The following is a 16,796-nucleotide window of genomic DNA, read 5'->3' as shown; positions in this document are numbered from 1 at the left end:
ATTTCTATTTCCATGCAAACCTTGATAAAAACACGCCGATTACAGGGATTCGAATTAAGTCCGCTTTTTTTATGAAGCCAGTCAAGAGCATGAAAAATGTGAACAACAGGAACACAATGGTAACTGAAAGCAACAGCCGGGTTCCTAGAGACTGAGAGGAGAGTGGATCTTGATAAATATAATAACCACCCCAACCGGAAATTAATGCAATAACTAAAGCCAACATATAACTTCGAAAATGAAGGGTAAAAGGAACAACTTTTAACACAGTTGAAAAATGCAGAAAGGTAACGAGCATCGAACCGACCGCTATTCCGATTGCGGCCCCCATAATACCGAAACTTTCCTTGGATGCCAGCAGCCAGATTACACCAATTTTAAGAATGTTTCCTGCAAGGCTGTTAAACATTGCGGCTTTTGCAAGGTCCAGTGCCTGAAGCATCGACTGCAACGGATATTGAAAATAATAGAGTATGAAAAAAGGTGAAAGAAATTTAATGAAAACAGCAGCGTGGGAAGAGCCATACATGACTTGTAAAATCGGTTCAGCAAAGATGAACAGAGTGACGACAGCTAAACAACCTGTAATAAAGGTGATTTTCAGGGCCTGCTGAAGCCTGTGTTCAACGAGTGAAAAGTTTCCTGTTGTCCTTGCTTCACTAACTGCAGGAACAAGGGCTGTAGCTAATGAAGCCGTAACAAAAGAAGGGAGCATGAGCAAAGGCAGTGCGTATCCTGTTAACTCTCCGTATTGACTGGTAGCTGCGGCCGCGGTCACACCGGCAAGTTGCAAACTCTGAGCGACCACAATTGGTTCAAAAAACCAAGAAATTGATCCAATCATCCTGCTTCCAGTTGAAGGCAGGGCAATCCCCATCAATTCAGTAAATGTTCCTTTCCCGGATTTGACATTTTTGAAGAAGCCTTTCCGGAATTTAAAATGTTTCTTTAATTTAAAGTCTGTCAATAGATAGACAAGTGATACAAGCTCACCAATTATTGAGGCAAACATTGCGCCAGCTGCGGCATATTCGATTCCGTATGGCAAAAAGGCCTTTGTCAGGACGGCAATGAAAGTGATACGGGCTACCTGTTCAATAACTTGTGAGAAAGCGAAGGGCTTCATATTTTGCTTGCCTTGGAAATATCCGCGCAAGACAGATGAAATAGCGATAATTGGAACAATAGGGGCAATCGCCATAAGCGGCCATACCGTTCTTTCATCTGTGAATAAATATTCGGATAGAACAGGCGCAAAAAATAGCATCGCAGGAGTAAAGATCATTGATAAAGTAAATGTACAGGCCAAAGAGACGACAAGGATTTTCTTGATTTTCCTTTCATCACCTCGGGCATTGGCCTCAGCCACATATTTGGATATGGCAATTGGCAGGCCTAATTGGGTAATGTTGACGACAAGAAATAGGGTCGGTAAAGCCATCATATATAAACCAACGCCTTCTTCGCCGATAAAACGGGCGATGACAATGCGGTTAATGAACCCAAGAACCCTTGTTATCAGGCTTGCGATTAATAAAATCAGCGTCCCTTTTAAAAACTTAGACATTGTACTCCCTCCCTGCCTTCTCAAAAAAGCGGTTATGCTATACAATTATCTATATGCTTGTACTTGGACAAAGCATGACAAAAGTGTTTGCGTTCTTACAAATGATCGAATTTCCTTCTTAGAAAATGCGCATTCAATTGAGAATCATTTTTACTGGAGGCAAAGTGATGACGAAAAAGAATCACCCATATCAACGTTATTATGTAAAGGTACGTCCATTCTTGAAGAGCAAGCGTGAGGAATTCCAAATGGTTGGATTGAATGCTGTTACAGAGGAAGATATATGGGCAACCTTAACCAAGAACAAATGGAAGCGGCCTCAGGAAAACATTCACCTTCACGAACTCGTAGCCGACATTGTGACATTTTCGAGCAACCAGTTCATGACCTTTCAAATGGTCGAAGCTTATAAATCACCCAATCTTTTTGAACCGCTTTCTGAAGAGGAGCTTAAAGAACTTTTGAAAGAATAAAACTGCGAAATACTTAAATTGACAGCCGTTTGTAAATGAATCATAATAGATATGGTTATGCTTTTTTTTGGAAAAAGAGTATGGAGAGCGGTGTCTTTTTTCTAACGATTTGAAGAGAATGCAACCTTATAAAACGAAAAAAATGACAGTTTTTGAAACTCCATGAACAGGCGTATTATAGAAAGGGGCCTACTACATAATGGTAAAAAGAAGCAGAATCGTTGCGTTTTTTCTAATCGTACTTTTGATTTTCGCAGCGATGGGAACGACTTCAAAAGGAATCCTAAAGGATATCAAGCTGGGTCTTGATCTTCAAGGCGGTTTTGAAGTGTTATATGAAGTAAAACCGCTATCTGGGGAAAAGATCACTCCGGAAGTTTTGAGGGCTACAGTAAGCTCACTTGAGCGGCGTGTCAATGTATTAGGTGTAAGTGAACCTAATATTCAAATCGAAGGTAAAGACCGGATCCGCGTTCAATTAGCCGGTGTTAAAGACCAAAACAACGCTCGGGAAATCCTTTCGACTCAAGCGAAATTATCGTTCCGTGATTACAACGATAAGGAAATGATGACCGGTGCAGACCTGAAAGAAGGCGGCGCGAAACAAACGTTCCAAGATAATAAACCGGTTGTTGAAGTCACGCTGAAAGACGTGAATAAGTTTAAAGAAATCACTCAAAAAATTTCCTCAATGGAAAGCCCGACGAATGTACTTGCAATCTGGTTGGATTTCGAGGAAGGAAAAGATTCCATTAAAGATACAGCTTCACAAGACAATATGATTTCAGCTCCAGCTGTCAGTGAAGTTTTTAATACGAAGAAGGTGTATATTACCGGTCAATTTACGGTGGAAGAAGCGAAAGAGCTTGCAGACCTTCTGGATGCAGGTGCCCTGCCTGTAGATTTAAAAGAAAAGTACTCCACTTCTGTAGGTGCCCAATTTGGTGCAGGTGCACTAAATGATACTATTTTTGCAGGAATCATCGGAATTGCACTTGTTTTTATCTTTATGCTTGTGTATTACCGCTTCCCAGGATTCATTGCAGTCGTCACTTTAAGCATCTACATTTTCTTGACGCTATTAGTGTTTGATTGGATGAACGCGGTCCTTACACTGCCTGGTATTGCGGCATTAGTACTCGGAGTTGGTATGGCTGTCGACGCCAATATCATAACCTACGAGCGAATTAGGGATGAATTGAAACTCGGTAGATCTGTTAAAGCAGCCTATAAAGAAGGTACGAAAAATTCACTTAGTACGATCATGGATGCCAACTTAACGACCTTGTTGGCTGCGGCCGTTCTGTTTTATTATGGAACAAGCTCAGTTAAAGGGTTTGCGACTACTTTGATCATTTCGATTTTAATGAGTTTCATTACAGCCGTCTATGGTACACGTCTTTTCATGAGCCTGTGGGTGAATAGTGGGTTCTTGGACAAACGTACATCATGGTTTGGTGTGAAGAAGAAATACATTCACAATTTATCTGAGAAAATTAATTTAATGTCATTGCCAACTCGCTTTGATAAAATCGATTTCGTCAAACATCGGAAAGTCTTTTATAGTATTTCAATCGGTGTTACCCTTATCGGGATTATTTTCTTGTTCGTCTTCAGATTAAATCTTGGTATTGATTTTACTAGTGGTACCCGAATTGAGATTGCGTCCAAAGATGTTTTAACTACTCAGCAAGTCAGAACCGAAATGAAAAAGGTCGGTATTGCTGCGGATGATATCAAGGATGTTAGGCTCGCTGGACAAGAAAATAAAAATGCTGTCGTTCGTACAGTCGGTGTGCTTAATAAACAGGAAATCGCTGTCTTGAAGGACCACTTTAAGAAAGATTATGGAGTAGAACCGAATGTCAGCACCGTTTCGCCGACAGTCGGAAAAGAACTTGCGAAAAATGCCATGATTGCGTTAGCGATTGCATCACTCGGAATTATCTTGTATGTATCCATACGATTTGAATGGCGGATGGCTGTACCTGCTGTCGTAGCGCTTATACATGACGCGTTCTTTATTATTACGATCTTTAGTGTACTTCGACTTGAAGTGGATATCACCTTCATTGCTGCGGTTCTGACGATTGTCGGTTATTCCATCAATGATACGATCGTAACCTTTGACCGTATTCGTGAAAACTTACGCTTCAGTCGTAAAGTCAAAACCGTTGAAGAGCTTGAGAATATTGTAAATATCAGTATCAGGCAAACATTGACGAGATCCATTAACACCGTACTAACTGTTCTCATTACGGTTATCGCGTTGATGATCTTCGGTAGTGAAGCTATCCGAAACTTCTCAATTGCCCTGTTTATTGGTTTAATATGTGGCGTGTATTCGTCATTATTAATCGCATCTCAATTCTGGCTTGATTTGAAAATCAAAGAATTGAAGAAAAAAGGACCACTGAACACCGCAAAAGAAAAGAAACAAAGTCTTGAAGGACAAGTTTAATATGTGAGAGGGGGCTGGCATGATGCCAGCCTCCTTTTTGTGAGACTAGCTTTTTGAATAGGGAAATACAGCCATTTTTGAGTTTAAAATAAATTGAAACCGTTATTGTCGTTTTGTATAATAAGTAAGTTGAGGGGTGAATTTATGTTAAAGCCAAAAACACGGTGGAACTTGCGAACTGCCGTTGAAAACAAAGTTGCTGAACTAGCGGAAGAGCTTCATATCACACCCTTAGTTGCGGCCTTACTTGTGAATCGTGGCCTGGATACAATTGAAAGTGCCCGATCATTTTTATTTGTAAAAAATCAAACTTTTCATGATCCATTTTTACTGAAAGATATGGATAAAGCAGTATATAGAATAAAAGAAGCCATTCAAAACGGAGAGAAAATCAGGATTTTTGGTGATTATGATGCGGACGGCGTGACATCGACTACGGTGATGATGACGACGCTAACTAGACTAGGCGCCGATGTGGACTTTTATATTCCTAATCGGTTTACAGAAGGCTACGGGCCGAATCCAATGGCATTCCGCTTGGCAGCTGAGCAAGGTGTAAAGGTATTAATAACCGTGGATACGGGAATTTCCGCAGTTGATGAAGCGAAACTTGCTAGCGAGCTTGGCATGGATTATATTTTGACGGATCACCATGAACCGGGGCCAGAACTTCCCGAAGCACTAGCGATTATTCATCCAAAACTTGAGGACAGTTCATATCCATTTGAAGATCTTGCTGGCGTAGGGGTTGCTTTTAAACTGGCACATGCCTTGCTTGGCGAACTGCCAGAGGATTTGCTGGAGATTGCGGCAATCGGTACCATTGCGGATTTGGTACCTTTAAAAGGAGAAAACCGCCTCATTGCAGCGAAAGGGATTGAGCAGTTACGCTTAACTAGACGTCCGGGGCTTGTTGCCCTAATGAAAGTGGCGAATATTCAGCAGGAAGCATTGAATGAGGAATCAATCGGCTTTGCAATGGCACCACGAATCAATGCAGTTGGCCGCCTTGGTGATGCTGACCCGGCTGTTGATTTATTGATGTCTGAAAACTTGGCTGAAGCGACGGAACTGGCTAATGAAATCGATGATATTAATAAAGAGCGTCAGGCGATGGTTGCTGCAATGGTGGAAGAAGCGATTCAAGAGGTTGAGGAAAACTTCCCACCGGAGTCAAATGGTGTGCTTATTATCGGGAGAGAAGGCTGGAACGCAGGGGTAGTGGGTATTGTAGCCTCCAAACTGGTTGAACGCTTTTACCGTCCGACCATTGTGTTGAGCTATGACCGAGAAAAGGGGCACGCGAAAGGTTCAGCCCGGAGTATTGCTGGATTCGACCTTTTTGAGAGTCTCTCTACCTGTCGCGAATTGCTGCCTCATTTTGGTGGGCATCCGATGGCTGCGGGAATGACCCTGAAAATAGAAGACGTACAGGAGCTTAGAGATCGCATGAACATGATTGCGAAAGAAAAGCTCAGCGAAGAAGATTTCACACCTATTACTAACTTGGATGGAGCCACAACATTAGCGGAAGTTTCCATTCAAACGATTCAGGAAATGAGCCTACTAGCGCCATTTGGAGTAACCAATCCAAAGCCGAAAATCTTGATAGATTCAGTCCAGCTTTCAAGTGTCCGTAAAATTGGCGCCAATCAAAATCACTTGAAGGTGCAGCTTGAAGATAGTGAGAATCATAAACTCGACGGCGTTGGGTTTGGTCTAGGTCATTATGTGGATGAAATAGCTCCGCATGCAGAAGTCTCCGTGATCGGCGAGCTTTCCATTAATGAGTGGAATAATATCAAAAAGCCGCAAATCTTTGTTCAGGATGTCTCGGTCAATCATTGGCAGCTTTTCGATTATCGCGGCAAGGGACAGGCAGAGAAGTGGCTGGCTGAGATACCGGTTCATAATCGGAAAATTGTTATTTTCTCGGAAGATATTTATAGAAGATATCCCTTTTTACAAAACCATCCCGATCTTGTTTTAATCAAGAATGAACAGGAAGCAGATCAGCTCGACTGCATGCAAGGACATGTGGTTCTTATGGACATGCCCCCGTTAAGAGAGTTGTTAAAACGGATGATTGAAAATAAGAAGCCGTCGCGGATATACGCACATTTTTCTCATGAACAGGATCATTTTTTAAGTACGGTGCCAACACGGGACGATTTTAAATGGTTCTATGCCTTTCTTGCTAAAAAGGGTCCGCTTGATGTGAAAAGGTATGGTGATGATCTTGCCAAATACCGAGGCTGGTCAAGAGATACAGTGGATTTTATTTCAAAGGTGTTTTTTGAGCTTGATTTTGTTACAATAGAGAATGGGTTAATTATGCTCACAGCCAATGCGAAAAAACGCGATCTCAGTGAGTCTGAATCGTTTATAAGAAAGAAAGAGCAATTTGAGCTTGAACAAGAGCTTGTCTATTCTTCCTATCAGCAATTATTCGATTGGTTCAATCATTTTTTAGTTCATGAGGCAACAGACCTTGAGGAGGAAACAAAGCAATGGATTTAAAGCAATATGTAACAATTGTGCAAGACTGGCCAAAACCGGGTATTGTCTTCAAAGATATTACAACATTAATGGATAACGGCGCAGCTTATAAATACGCAACAGACCAAATCGTCGAGTACGCTCGCGATAAAAATATCGATTTAGTGGTCGGACCGGAAGCACGCGGATTCATTATCGGATGTCCAGTCGCATACTCATTGGAAGTGGGCTTTGCGCCAGTGAGAAAAGAAGGAAAGCTTCCACGTGAAACGATAAAAGTCGAATATGGCTTAGAATATGGTAAGGATGTATTGACTATCCATAAAGATGCCATTAAACCAGGACAACGTATCCTTATTACGGATGATTTACTTGCTACTGGCGGTACAATCGAAGCAACGATCAAATTAGTGGAAGAGCTTGGCGGAATTGTAGCCGGGATTGCATTCCTTATTGAATTAACAGACCTAGATGGTAAAGATAAATTAGAAGGCTATGATGTTTTAACACTAATGAACTTTTAATAAAGAAGAGCACTCTGACAAGGGTGCTCTTTCTGTTTTATCCGTTTTTCATAGATTTTGTCGAATTTCCAGTGAAAAAAAGAACTATTCTTTATAAAATACATGTTTAGCCCTTTACATCCATGCCATTTTTTTCGATAATAGTAATAATAAAGAGTTTTTCTGCTATTAAGTTTATTTGCACTTGTATCCGTTTCGGCGGATTTATTTTTTTCGCAAAAATTGTCACGTTTTGCTGAACAAAGGGAAGTGCTACCAATCATACTCAATCCGGTTAATATCCGGTGGCAGTTAAAGTGGGGTTAAGGTGATTAAATGGCTAACGATCAAATATTGACTGCCGAGCAGGTTGTAGAAATGGCCAGCTTATATCTTCAGCCGGAAGAAGCTGAATTTATTCATAGAGCGTTTAAGTATGCAGAGTATGCTCACCGAGAACAATTTCGTAAATCGGGAGAACCATATATTATTCATCCGATTCAAGTGGCGGGTATTCTGGCTGATCTTGAAATGGATCCTGCAACTATTGCGGCAGGCTTTTTACATGATGTTGTTGAAGACACGGAGGTCACTCTGAAGGATATTGAAGAGAATTTCAGTCCTGAAGTCGCCATGCTCGTTGATGGTGTGACCAAATTAGGGAAAATTAAGTATAAATCACAGCAAGAACAACAGGCGGAAAACCATAGGAAAATGTTCGTTGCAATGGCCCAGGATATTCGGGTCATATTGATTAAGCTTGCTGACAGACTGCACAATATGCGGACATTGAAGCATCTGCCGCAGGAAAAGCAGAGAAGAATTTCGAACGAAACATTAGAAATCTTTGCGCCGCTTGCTCATCGTCTTGGGATTAGTACGATTAAATGGGAACTAGAAGATACGGCACTAAGGTATTTGAACCCGCAGCAGTATTACCGAATCGTCAACCTTATGAAGAAAAAGCGTGCAGAACGTGAACAGTATTTAGAAGAAGTCATTGATGAAGTGCGTAAAAACGTGCAAGAAGTCAATATTAAAGCAGACCTCTCTGGCAGACCGAAACATATATACAGTATTTATCGCAAAATGGCGTTGCAGAATAAGCAGTTCAGTGAAATTTATGACCTGCTCGCGGTTCGGATTGTCGTCAATAGCATAAAAGACTGTTATGCCGTTTTAGGGATCATTCATACATGCTGGAAGCCGATGCCTGGCCGATTTAAAGACTATATCGCGATGCCGAAGCCGAATATGTATCAATCCTTACATACGACGGTAATCGGGCCAAAAGGCGATCCGCTTGAAGTGCAAATCCGTACCTCTGATATGCATCGCATTGCCGAGTTCGGGGTTGCCGCACACTGGGCTTATAAAGAAGGAAAAGATGTTGGTGAACAGCCTTCATTAGAGGAAAAATTGACTTGGTTCAGGGAAATTCTTGAATTCCAGGATGACGCAACAAACGCCGAGGAATTTATGGAATCCCTTAAAATCGATCTTTTTTCTGATATGGTGTTCATTTTTACGCCAAAAGGCGATGTTATTGAACTTCCATCAGGATCCAATCCGATTGACTTTGCTTACCGGATTCACTCGGAAATCGGTAACAAAACGATAGGGGCCAAAGTGAACGGGAAAATGGTACCGCTGGATTATAAACTAAAAACAGGCGATATTATTGAAATTTTAACATCCAAGCATTCATATGGTCCAAGTCAAGATTGGCTTAAACTCACACAAACATCTCAGGCGAAAAATAAAATCCGTCAATTTTTCAAAAAGCAGCGCCGAGAAGAAAATATCGAAAAAGGCAAAGAACTTGTTGAAAAAGAAATCAAGATCATGGAGTTTGATCTGAAGGAAATCCTGACAACTGAAAACATTAAGCGCGTTTCGGATAAATTCAATTTCCTGAATGAAGAAGATATGTATGCAGCGGTTGGTTATAACGGAATAACAGCCCTTCAGGTAGCGAACCGCCTTACTGAAAAATGGCGTAAGCAGAAGATGGTCGAGCAAGAAGCAGATATTTCGGAAGCAGTTGCTGATCTGAAAACTTTCCCTAATTCCTCCAAAAAACGTGACTCAGGTGTACGTGTACCGGGAATTGAGAACCTCCTTATCCGTTTATCACGCTGTTGTAATCCGGTTCCTGGGGATGAAATCGTTGGTTATATTACAAAAGGCCGTGGAGTCTCTGTCCATAGACAAGACTGTCCGAACCTAGAAAGCGGTGATTCCGATCATCGTCTTGTGCCTGTTGAATGGGAAAGCAGGATTAACGAACGTAAGGAATATATCGTTGAAATTGAGATCAGCGGATATGATCGCCGCGGCTTATTAAACGAAGTGTTGCAAGCTGTCAACGAAACAAAGACAAATATTTCAGCAGTATCAGGTAAATCGGACCGGAATAAAGTGGCGACCATTCACATGTCGATTTATATCCATAACATTGCACATCTACAAAAGGTCGTCGACCGTATAAAACAAATTTCAGATGTCTATTCCGTTAGAAGGATTATGAACTAAGGAGTTTTATTACTATGCGTGTTGTTTTACAACGTTCCAAAGCTGCCAAAGTTGTTGTGGCAGGCCAAACAATCGGGCAAATTGACAGCGGACTAGTCCTGCTAGTTGGTGTCACTCATGGCGATACAATTGATGACGCCGTCTATTTGGCCGATAAGATTGTTAATCTTAGAATTTTTGAAGATGAAAATGAAAAGATGAACCATTCACTACTAGACGTTGGTGGTTCGATTCTATCAGTTTCACAATTTACGCTATATGGCGACTGCCGTAAAGGCCGTCGTCCGAACTTCATGGACGCCGCCCGTCCTGAAGAGGCGAACAAAATTTATGAATCATTCAATGAAGAACTACGCAAAAAAGGCGTCCATACTGAAACCGGTCAATTTGGCGCAATGATGGACGTTCAGCTTACTAATGACGGACCAGTAACATTAATATTGGAAAGTAAAAAGTAACCTGCTGCGGCAGGTTTTTTTGTTGAGAAAAAGTGATTGTAAACAAATTGAAAGCCAGCTTCCATGGGAAGCTGGCTTGTCATTATTTGAAATACCGCGCCAATCCATTAAAGATAGCGGTTGTAATGGTTTCTTGATATTCATTCGTTGTAATCCTCAATTCTTCAACAGGATTACTTAAATAGCCTAGTTCAATAAGTGTAGCTACACGATTGTTTTCACGGATAACATGGTAATCTCCGTATCGGGAACCTCGGTTAGGCACCTGCATCGTGGATCCTAGTGAATTGGCAAGTGTTGAGGCAAAATTCTGTTGATAGTCATGATAGTAGAATGTAGTTATTCCACTCGCAATCTGATCTTTGGTGCTATCATAATGGAGGCTGATGAATGCATCCGCGTTATTGATATGTGAAGTGCTAACCCTTGAAGGCAGTGGAACATATGTATTACTGCTTCTTGTCAGAATCACTTTTGCACCTGCCGCATGAAGCTTGTCCCGCAGCAACTCAGCGGTACGGATTGTTAAGTTTTTCTCAAGAGTACCACCGACTCCAACTGTACCGCTGTCCCTGCCGCCATGGCCGGGATCGATTACGATGACTTTATCCGCTAAATATTTCTCAACGCCTGGACGCTGGATCTGCTCAGCATTACCTTCAATCGTCACAATCCAACCAGCAACATAAGCGGTTTGGCCATTCTTGAGTTTAATGGAGTACCAATCGCCCTCCATACCGAGAACGGAGAATGTTTCTCCTTCTTTCACCTGCGCTACAATCTGCGAGTTACCATCTGGCTTACTTCTAAGGATTGTCCCATCATGAATGGTGGTAATCTTACTGCCTTTTACGTCAATCTTCTTTGTCTTTGTTGTTTGTTCGGCATTCTCTATTTCTAAATACCAGTTCACCACCCAGCCTTTTTTTGAATCAGAAAGCTGAAGCTGTGTCATTTGGCCTGTTGTTTGCAAAACTTGGTAGGTTTCATCTTTGCTCACCGAACCAATGATTTTGCTGTTAGGAGAGGCATTTTTCCGCACATTTAAACCAGAAACAGTTACTCTTGCAGTGGCACCTGCCTTATTGATTTTCGTCTCACTCTTATTCTTGCCCAATTCTATGTAAGATTCGGCGACCCAGCCATGGCTTCCTTGAAAATCAATTTCAACCCATTCGTTTTCAATTCGATAAACCGTAACCATCGTATTTTTATTCAGCTTACCGAGCGAGGCACTGCTTTTCGAAGGCTCAGAACGAACATTGAGACGGTCGACCAAAGTGACTCCCGATTGCACGGATTGTTCCGATTCTTCTTTCTTCTGCTTCGTATCTCTCCCTACTGCATTCTCGGAAGCCTTAGTGAGCTTGAGATAGTCAGAAGAGACCCAACCTTCGATTTCTGCATGTTTGATTTGAATCCAATTTTCATTTTTTTCAATAATGTCAACAGCCGTTCCTTTCGTTATCGAACCAACTGTTTGAAATGTAGTACCGGGGCCTGTACGGACGCGGACAGAGCTACCGGTAATTATTCCCTGACCTGATTCCTGCTTAACCTGATTTGAATCTGATTTTTTTCCTACAAGCCAATTGGCAACCCATCCTGTTTTACCGGCGCCAATCCGAATTTCAATCCAATCGCCATCTTCATTCACAATCGGATATGTTTCCCCTTTTGTAAGTTTTTTCACAATAGGAAAACTGAGGCCTGCGCCTTCACGGACATTGACCACCTTGGTCGTCACGACAATTTCCCCTTCGTTTTCTCCAAATGCTGCATTGACGGGGAAAATCACTGCTATTATCAGCAATAGGATCAGGCCAAATAATCCTGATTTCTTCTTCATAAGTTGTCTCTCCCTTTTATATCTATTTGTATGTATTCTCGTTCAATAAAAAATTTCCCTCCTTCATTGTGCAAAAAACATTTTTTTTAGGAAAGAATAAGTCTTATTAACTAATGGAGGGAAGCCATATGAAATTCAGCGAAAAAGACCAAACGAGTTTAAGTGGGGGCAATCAAGTACTAGGAGTCGATTTTCACGATTTTATTCAAAAGGAACAAAGCGCAAATCTAATTGAATTAGCATCCGAATTCGGAGTCAATGTCCGAACAATCAAGAATATGAAAAAACATTTGAACCAATAAAATACGACAAAATTCTTAGCCTATCTTGACATTTGATGTTAACGTCCGTATGATTATAAAGTATCAGACCTATTACTGCAATAACCAATGATGGAGAAGAGTAATTAAGAAACACATGAAAAGAGAGGAAATGCCGAGGCTGAAAGCATTCCACATGATGACTTAATGAAAGAACCCTCCGTAGGCTTCACTCTGAACGAATTTTTTTAGTAGGAGATGGACGTAAAGCAGGCGTTAACTGTTTTTGAGCGGAGGCACTTATTTAATTGTGCTTCAACTAGGGTGGCACCACGGGATATCCAACTCTCGTCCCTTGTAACGACTATGTTACAAGGGGCGGGAGTTTTTTGTTTGGAAAAAATTCAGTACAGCGTCGTATAAGAAATGACGCATTGCTTTAAAGGAGGAAACAAATATGTCTATTCAGATTCCTAGAGGTACGCAGGATTTATTGCCTGGTCAAACGGAAATTTGGCAGTATATCGAAAAGACAGCGCGTGAGATTTGTCACCGTTATCAATATAAAGAAATCCGTACACCGATTTTTGAGCACACAGAGCTGTTCTTACGTGGTGTGGGAGACACAACCGATATCGTGCAAAAAGAGATGTACTCATTTCAGGACCGTGGTGAACGGAATTTGACCCTTCGTCCTGAAGGCACTGCTTCTGTTGTTAGATCATACATTGAGAACAAAATGTTTGGTTGGGCAAATCAACCGGTCAAACTTTATTATATCGGGCCGATGTTCCGTTACGAACGTCCGCAAGCAGGTCGCTTCCGTCAATTCGTTCAATTTGGCATCGAGGCATTAGGAAGTAAAGATCCAGGAATTGATGCAGAGGTTCTATCGCTGGCAATGAATCTTTATAAAGAGCTTGGGTTGACAAAACTGAAGCTCGTAATAAATAGCCTTGGTGATAATGAAAGCCGGACAGCGCATCGCAATGCGTTAATCAAGCATTTCGAACCCCGTATCGGCGAGTTTTGTAGCGATTGTCAAAACCGTCTTGAAAAAAATCCATTGCGTATTCTGGATTGTAAAAAAGATCACGATCACGAATTGATGAAAACGGCACCTTCCATCATTGAATATTTAAATGATGAATCGCGTACCTATTTCGAAAAAGTGAAACAACACTTAACGGATTTGGAAATTGAATTCGTTGAAGATCCGACGCTTGTACGCGGCCTGGATTACTATAATCATACGGCCTTTGAAATCATGAGTGATGCGGAAGGTTTTGGTGCGATTACGACACTTTGTGGAGGCGGCCGTTATAACGGGCTTGCTGAAGAACTTGGTGGACCGGAAACACCTGGGATTGGCTTTGCGCTCAGCATTGAACGTCTGATTGCAGCACTTCAAGCAGAAAACATCGAACTTCCGATCAAAAAGGGTATTGACTGCTACCTTGTTTCACTAGGTGAGTCCGCTAAGGATTATAATGTCAAACTTGCCTACCAATTGCGTAATGCCGGTTTTACAGTCGAAAAAGACTACCAAGACCGTAAAGTAAAAGCCCAATTTAAATCAGCCGATCGTCTCGAAGCAAGATACGTGGCGACACTCGGAGATGATGAATTGAAAAATAATACAATTAATCTAAAGTTCATGGCAACCGGTGAACAAGTCCATATGGATCTTGCTACATTCGTTGAACAATTTAAAAAGCTACAGGCTTAAGGGGGAAATACCATGTTTGGCAGAACATACTTCAATGGAGAAGTTACAGAAGCAGCTATTGGTGAAAAAGTTACATTAAAAGGATGGGTACAAAAACGTCGTGATTTGGGCGGAGTAATCTTTATCGACCTTCGTGACAGAAGCGGAGTTGTACAAGTTGTTTTCAATCCGGACATCTCGGCAGAAGCATTGGCTACAGCTGAAAAAATTCGTAATGAATACGTTCTTGATATCCAAGGTACAGTCATCAAACGTGATGAAGCTAACTTCAACCCGAATGTATCAACAGGTACAATTGAAGTTCAAGCAGAAAGCGTAACAATTTTAAATGAAGCAAAAACACCTCCTTTCATCATTGATGAGAGAACGGATGTTTCTGAAGATATTCGCTTAAAATACCGCTATTTGGACTTACGTCGTCCGGCAATGTTTGAAACGTTGAAAATGCGTAACCAAACAACTAAGGCGATTCGTGATTACTTGGACGGCGAAGGCTTCCTTGATATCGAAACACCTATTTTAACGAAAAGTACACCAGAAGGCGCACGTGATTATTTAGTACCTAGCCGTGTACACGAAGGTGAGTTTTATGCACTGCCACAGTCACCGCAAATCTTTAAGCAACTATTAATGGTAGCTGGTTTCGAACGTTATTATCAAATTGCCCGCTGTTTCCGTGATGAAGATTTACGTGCTGACAGACAGCCTGAATTCACACAAATCGATATTGAAACTAGCTTCATGGGCCAGGAAGATATCATTAAAACGGCTGAAAACATGATGGCTAAAGTTATGAAAGATGTAAAAGGGCTGGACGTAACACTGCCATTTCCAAGAATGACATATAACGAAGCGATGAGCCGTTATGGTTCCGACAAACCTGATACACGTTTCGAAATGGAACTTAAAGATGTTTCAGAAATCGTGAAAGACAGTGATTTTAAAGTGTTCACAGGTGCTGTTGCAAATGGTGGACAAGTTAAAGCGATCGTAGTTAAAGGCGGAAATGCAGATTATTCCCGTAAAGACATTGATGCATTGGCTGAATTTGCAGCTATTTACGGTGCAAAAGGCCTTGCTTGGTTAAAAGTAGAAGAAGATGGCGTAAAAGGACCAATTGCTAAATTCTTCGCTGAAGACCAACAGCAATTAGTTGCAGTATTGGAAGCTGAAGTAGGCGACCTGATCTTATTCGTTGCAGATAAGAAAAGCATTGTTGCGGATGCACTTGGCGCGCTTCGTATCAAGCTAGGTAAAGAAAGAGGCTTGATCGACCAAAGCAAATTCAACTTCCTATGGGTAACGGACTGGCCATTACTTGAATACGATGAAGAAGAAGGACGCTATTATGCAGCTCACCATCCATTCACAATGCCATTCCGTGAAGACCTGGAAAAACTGGAATCAGACCCAGCCAGTGTCCGTGCTCAAGCGTATGACCTAGTCTTGAACGGCTACGAACTTGGCGGTGGATCACTGCGTATTTTCGAACGCGATGTTCAAGAAAAAATGTTCAAAGTGCTTGGATTCACAGAAGAAGAAGCAAACGCACAATTCGGCTTCTTAATGGATGCTTTCGAATATGGAACACCTCCACACGGCGGAATCGCACTTGGATTGGACCGTATGGTAATGTTGCTTGCGGGTCGTACAAACCTTCGCGACACCATCGCGTTCCCGAAAACAGCAAGCGCAAGCGACTTGCTAGTTGACGCTCCAAGTACTGTAAGTGATAAGCAATTAGCAGAACTTAGCTTAAGACTTGCTGCATTAAAGAAATAATTTTATTGGGAAAAAATGTGAAAATTTACCTAGATGCTTTCTCTTGAAACGGAGTAAAGCATTATGATATGATATTTTCAATAAGTAAGAGTCCTGATGTGTTCGTTCTTTAACCTATAAGTTTTGACCGAACACTTATAGTTACCGGGAGCACTAGTTTCCTGGCCGCGTACATGCCTCCCTCGTAGAGGACTTACAAACGCGAGGAACCGAGCACCCACCTGCGGAGAGCGGGTTCAAAACAAAGGCGTAAACGGCACAATTGGGACTCTTATAACTTACAAAGCAACTCATGTTGAGTAAACATGGGTTTTTTTGTGCTGAAAAATCTGTATTCACGAGTAAAATGGTGAAACTCACGAGTAAAAGGGTGAAACTCACGAGTAAAAGGGTGCACGAGTAAAAGGGTGAAACTTACGAGTAAAAAGCAGAAAGTCACGAGTAAAAGCAGAAACTCACGAGTAAAGGGGTGAAACTCACGAGTAAAAAGCAGAAACTCACGAGTAAAAGGCTGAAACTCACGAGTAAAGGGGTGAAACTCACGAGTAAAAGCAGAAACTCACAAGGGGTGAAACTCACGAGTAAAAGCAGAAACTCACTAGTAAAAGGTTGAAACTCACGAGTAAAAAGCAGAAAGTCACGAGTAAAAGGCAGAAAGTCACGAGTAAAATGCCCTGCCC

11 protein-coding genes, 1 other RNA gene and 1 other annotated feature are annotated in these 16,796 nt (G+C 41.6%); of the genes, 10 read left to right on the top strand and 2 right to left on the bottom strand.

Translation table 11 applies throughout. From position 1 onward, the window contains the following. Nucleotides 1–4 precede the first annotated feature (4 nt). On the bottom strand, nucleotides 5–1,567 hold the full coding sequence (gene spoVB / locus AKG34_RS16745) for a stage V sporulation protein B (protein ID WP_053347129.1): 1,563 nt from the start codon (nucleotides 1,565–1,567) through the stop codon (nucleotides 5–7). Between the two features lie 167 nt (nucleotides 1,568–1,734). Here spoVB and AKG34_RS16740 point away from each other — a divergent pair, with 167 nt between their 5' ends. The 6 genes from AKG34_RS16740 to dtd all read left to right on the top strand — a co-directional run bounded on the left by AKG34_RS16740 (nucleotide 1,735) and on the right by dtd (nucleotide 10,496). Further along, nucleotides 1,735–2,040, top strand: a complete 306-nt coding sequence (locus AKG34_RS16740) for a post-transcriptional regulator (RefSeq protein ID WP_053347128.1) — start codon at nucleotides 1,735–1,737, stop codon at nucleotides 2,038–2,040. 199 nt (nucleotides 2,041–2,239) lie between these two features. Further along, nucleotides 2,240–4,501: a protein translocase subunit SecDF gene (gene secDF / locus AKG34_RS16735; protein WP_053347127.1), complete on the top strand. Its 2,262-nt coding sequence runs from the start codon at nucleotides 2,240–2,242 to the stop codon at nucleotides 4,499–4,501. Between the two features lie 144 nt (nucleotides 4,502–4,645). Further along, nucleotides 4,646–7,021: a single-stranded-DNA-specific exonuclease RecJ gene (gene recJ, locus AKG34_RS16730; protein WP_053347126.1), complete on the top strand. Its 2,376-nt coding sequence runs from the start codon at nucleotides 4,646–4,648 to the stop codon at nucleotides 7,019–7,021. After that, nucleotides 7,012–7,524: an adenine phosphoribosyltransferase gene (locus tag AKG34_RS16725; RefSeq protein ID WP_053347125.1), complete on the top strand. Its 513-nt coding sequence runs from the start codon at nucleotides 7,012–7,014 to the stop codon at nucleotides 7,522–7,524. Before recJ ends, AKG34_RS16725 begins: the two co-directional genes overlap by 10 nt. Nucleotides 7,525–7,839: 315 nt before the next feature. Further along, nucleotides 7,840–10,038: a RelA/SpoT family protein gene (locus AKG34_RS16720; protein ID WP_053347124.1), complete on the top strand. Its 2,199-nt coding sequence runs from the start codon at nucleotides 7,840–7,842 to the stop codon at nucleotides 10,036–10,038. Between the two features lie 14 nt (nucleotides 10,039–10,052). Beyond that, nucleotides 10,053–10,496 carry a D-aminoacyl-tRNA deacylase gene (gene dtd, locus AKG34_RS16715; RefSeq protein WP_053347123.1) on the top strand — a complete coding sequence of 148 codons (444 nt, stop codon included), beginning with the start codon at nucleotides 10,053–10,055 and terminating at the stop codon, nucleotides 10,494–10,496. An 82-nt stretch (nucleotides 10,497–10,578) separates the two neighbouring features. On the opposite strand, the gene AKG34_RS16710 is transcribed toward dtd, so the two are convergent. Continuing rightward, on the bottom strand, nucleotides 10,579–12,345 hold the full coding sequence (locus AKG34_RS16710; protein ID WP_053347122.1) for an N-acetylmuramoyl-L-alanine amidase family protein: 1,767 nt from the start codon (nucleotides 12,343–12,345) through the stop codon (nucleotides 10,579–10,581). Nucleotides 12,346–12,473: 128 nt separating this feature from the next. Between AKG34_RS16710 and AKG34_RS28350 the strand changes: the two genes are divergently transcribed. The 4 genes from AKG34_RS28350 (at nucleotide 12,474) to ssrS (ending at nucleotide 16,389) form a co-directional block, all read left to right on the top strand. Continuing rightward, nucleotides 12,474–12,647 (top strand): hypothetical protein, encoded by a 174-nt coding sequence (locus AKG34_RS28350; protein ID WP_053347121.1) that lies wholly within the window; start codon nucleotides 12,474–12,476, stop codon nucleotides 12,645–12,647. A gap of 78 nt (nucleotides 12,648–12,725) precedes the next feature. Continuing rightward, nucleotides 12,726–12,964, top strand: a binding site (T-box leader). 98 nt (nucleotides 12,965–13,062) lie between these two features. After that, nucleotides 13,063–14,334 (top strand): histidine--tRNA ligase, encoded by a 1,272-nt coding sequence (gene hisS, locus AKG34_RS16700; protein WP_053347120.1) that lies wholly within the window; start codon nucleotides 13,063–13,065, stop codon nucleotides 14,332–14,334. A gap of 12 nt (nucleotides 14,335–14,346) precedes the next feature. Next, on the top strand, nucleotides 14,347–16,116 hold the full coding sequence (gene aspS, locus AKG34_RS16695) for an aspartate--tRNA ligase (protein WP_053347119.1): 1,770 nt from the start codon (nucleotides 14,347–14,349) through the stop codon (nucleotides 16,114–16,116). 87 nt (nucleotides 16,117–16,203) lie between these two features. Then, nucleotides 16,204–16,389, top strand: a non-coding RNA gene (ssrS, locus tag AKG34_RS27135) — 6S RNA. The last annotated feature ends 407 nt before the right edge of the window (nucleotides 16,390–16,796 follow it).

The sequence above is a fragment of the Peribacillus butanolivorans genome, from assembly GCF_001273755.1.
GTDB lineage: Bacteria > Bacillota > Bacilli > Bacillales > DSM-1321 > Peribacillus > Peribacillus butanolivorans.
The sequence above is the reverse complement of the archived record's forward strand: the minus strand, read 5'-3'. Positions and strand labels throughout refer to the sequence as shown.

Coding starts and splice junctions, on each gene's coding strand:
- AKG34_RS16725 (WP_053347125.1), top strand. CDS start 7,012: ATGGATTTAAAGCAATATGTAACAATTGTGCAAGACTGGCCAAAACCG.
- spoVB (WP_053347129.1), bottom strand. CDS start 1,567: ATGTCTAAGTTTTTAAAAGGGACGCTGATTTTATTAATCGCAAGCCTG.
- AKG34_RS16720 (WP_053347124.1), top strand. CDS start 7,840: ATGGCTAACGATCAAATATTGACTGCCGAGCAGGTTGTAGAAATGGCC.
- recJ (WP_053347126.1), top strand. CDS start 4,646: ATGTTAAAGCCAAAAACACGGTGGAACTTGCGAACTGCCGTTGAAAAC.
- secDF (WP_053347127.1), top strand. CDS start 2,240: ATGGTAAAAAGAAGCAGAATCGTTGCGTTTTTTCTAATCGTACTTTTG.
- aspS (WP_053347119.1), top strand. CDS start 14,347: ATGTTTGGCAGAACATACTTCAATGGAGAAGTTACAGAAGCAGCTATT.
- dtd (WP_053347123.1), top strand. CDS start 10,053: ATGCGTGTTGTTTTACAACGTTCCAAAGCTGCCAAAGTTGTTGTGGCA.
- hisS (WP_053347120.1), top strand. CDS start 13,063: ATGTCTATTCAGATTCCTAGAGGTACGCAGGATTTATTGCCTGGTCAA.
- AKG34_RS16710 (WP_053347122.1), bottom strand. CDS start 12,345: ATGAAGAAGAAATCAGGATTATTTGGCCTGATCCTATTGCTGATAATA.
- AKG34_RS28350 (WP_053347121.1), top strand. CDS start 12,474: ATGAAATTCAGCGAAAAAGACCAAACGAGTTTAAGTGGGGGCAATCAA.
- AKG34_RS16740 (WP_053347128.1), top strand. CDS start 1,735: ATGACGAAAAAGAATCACCCATATCAACGTTATTATGTAAAGGTACGT.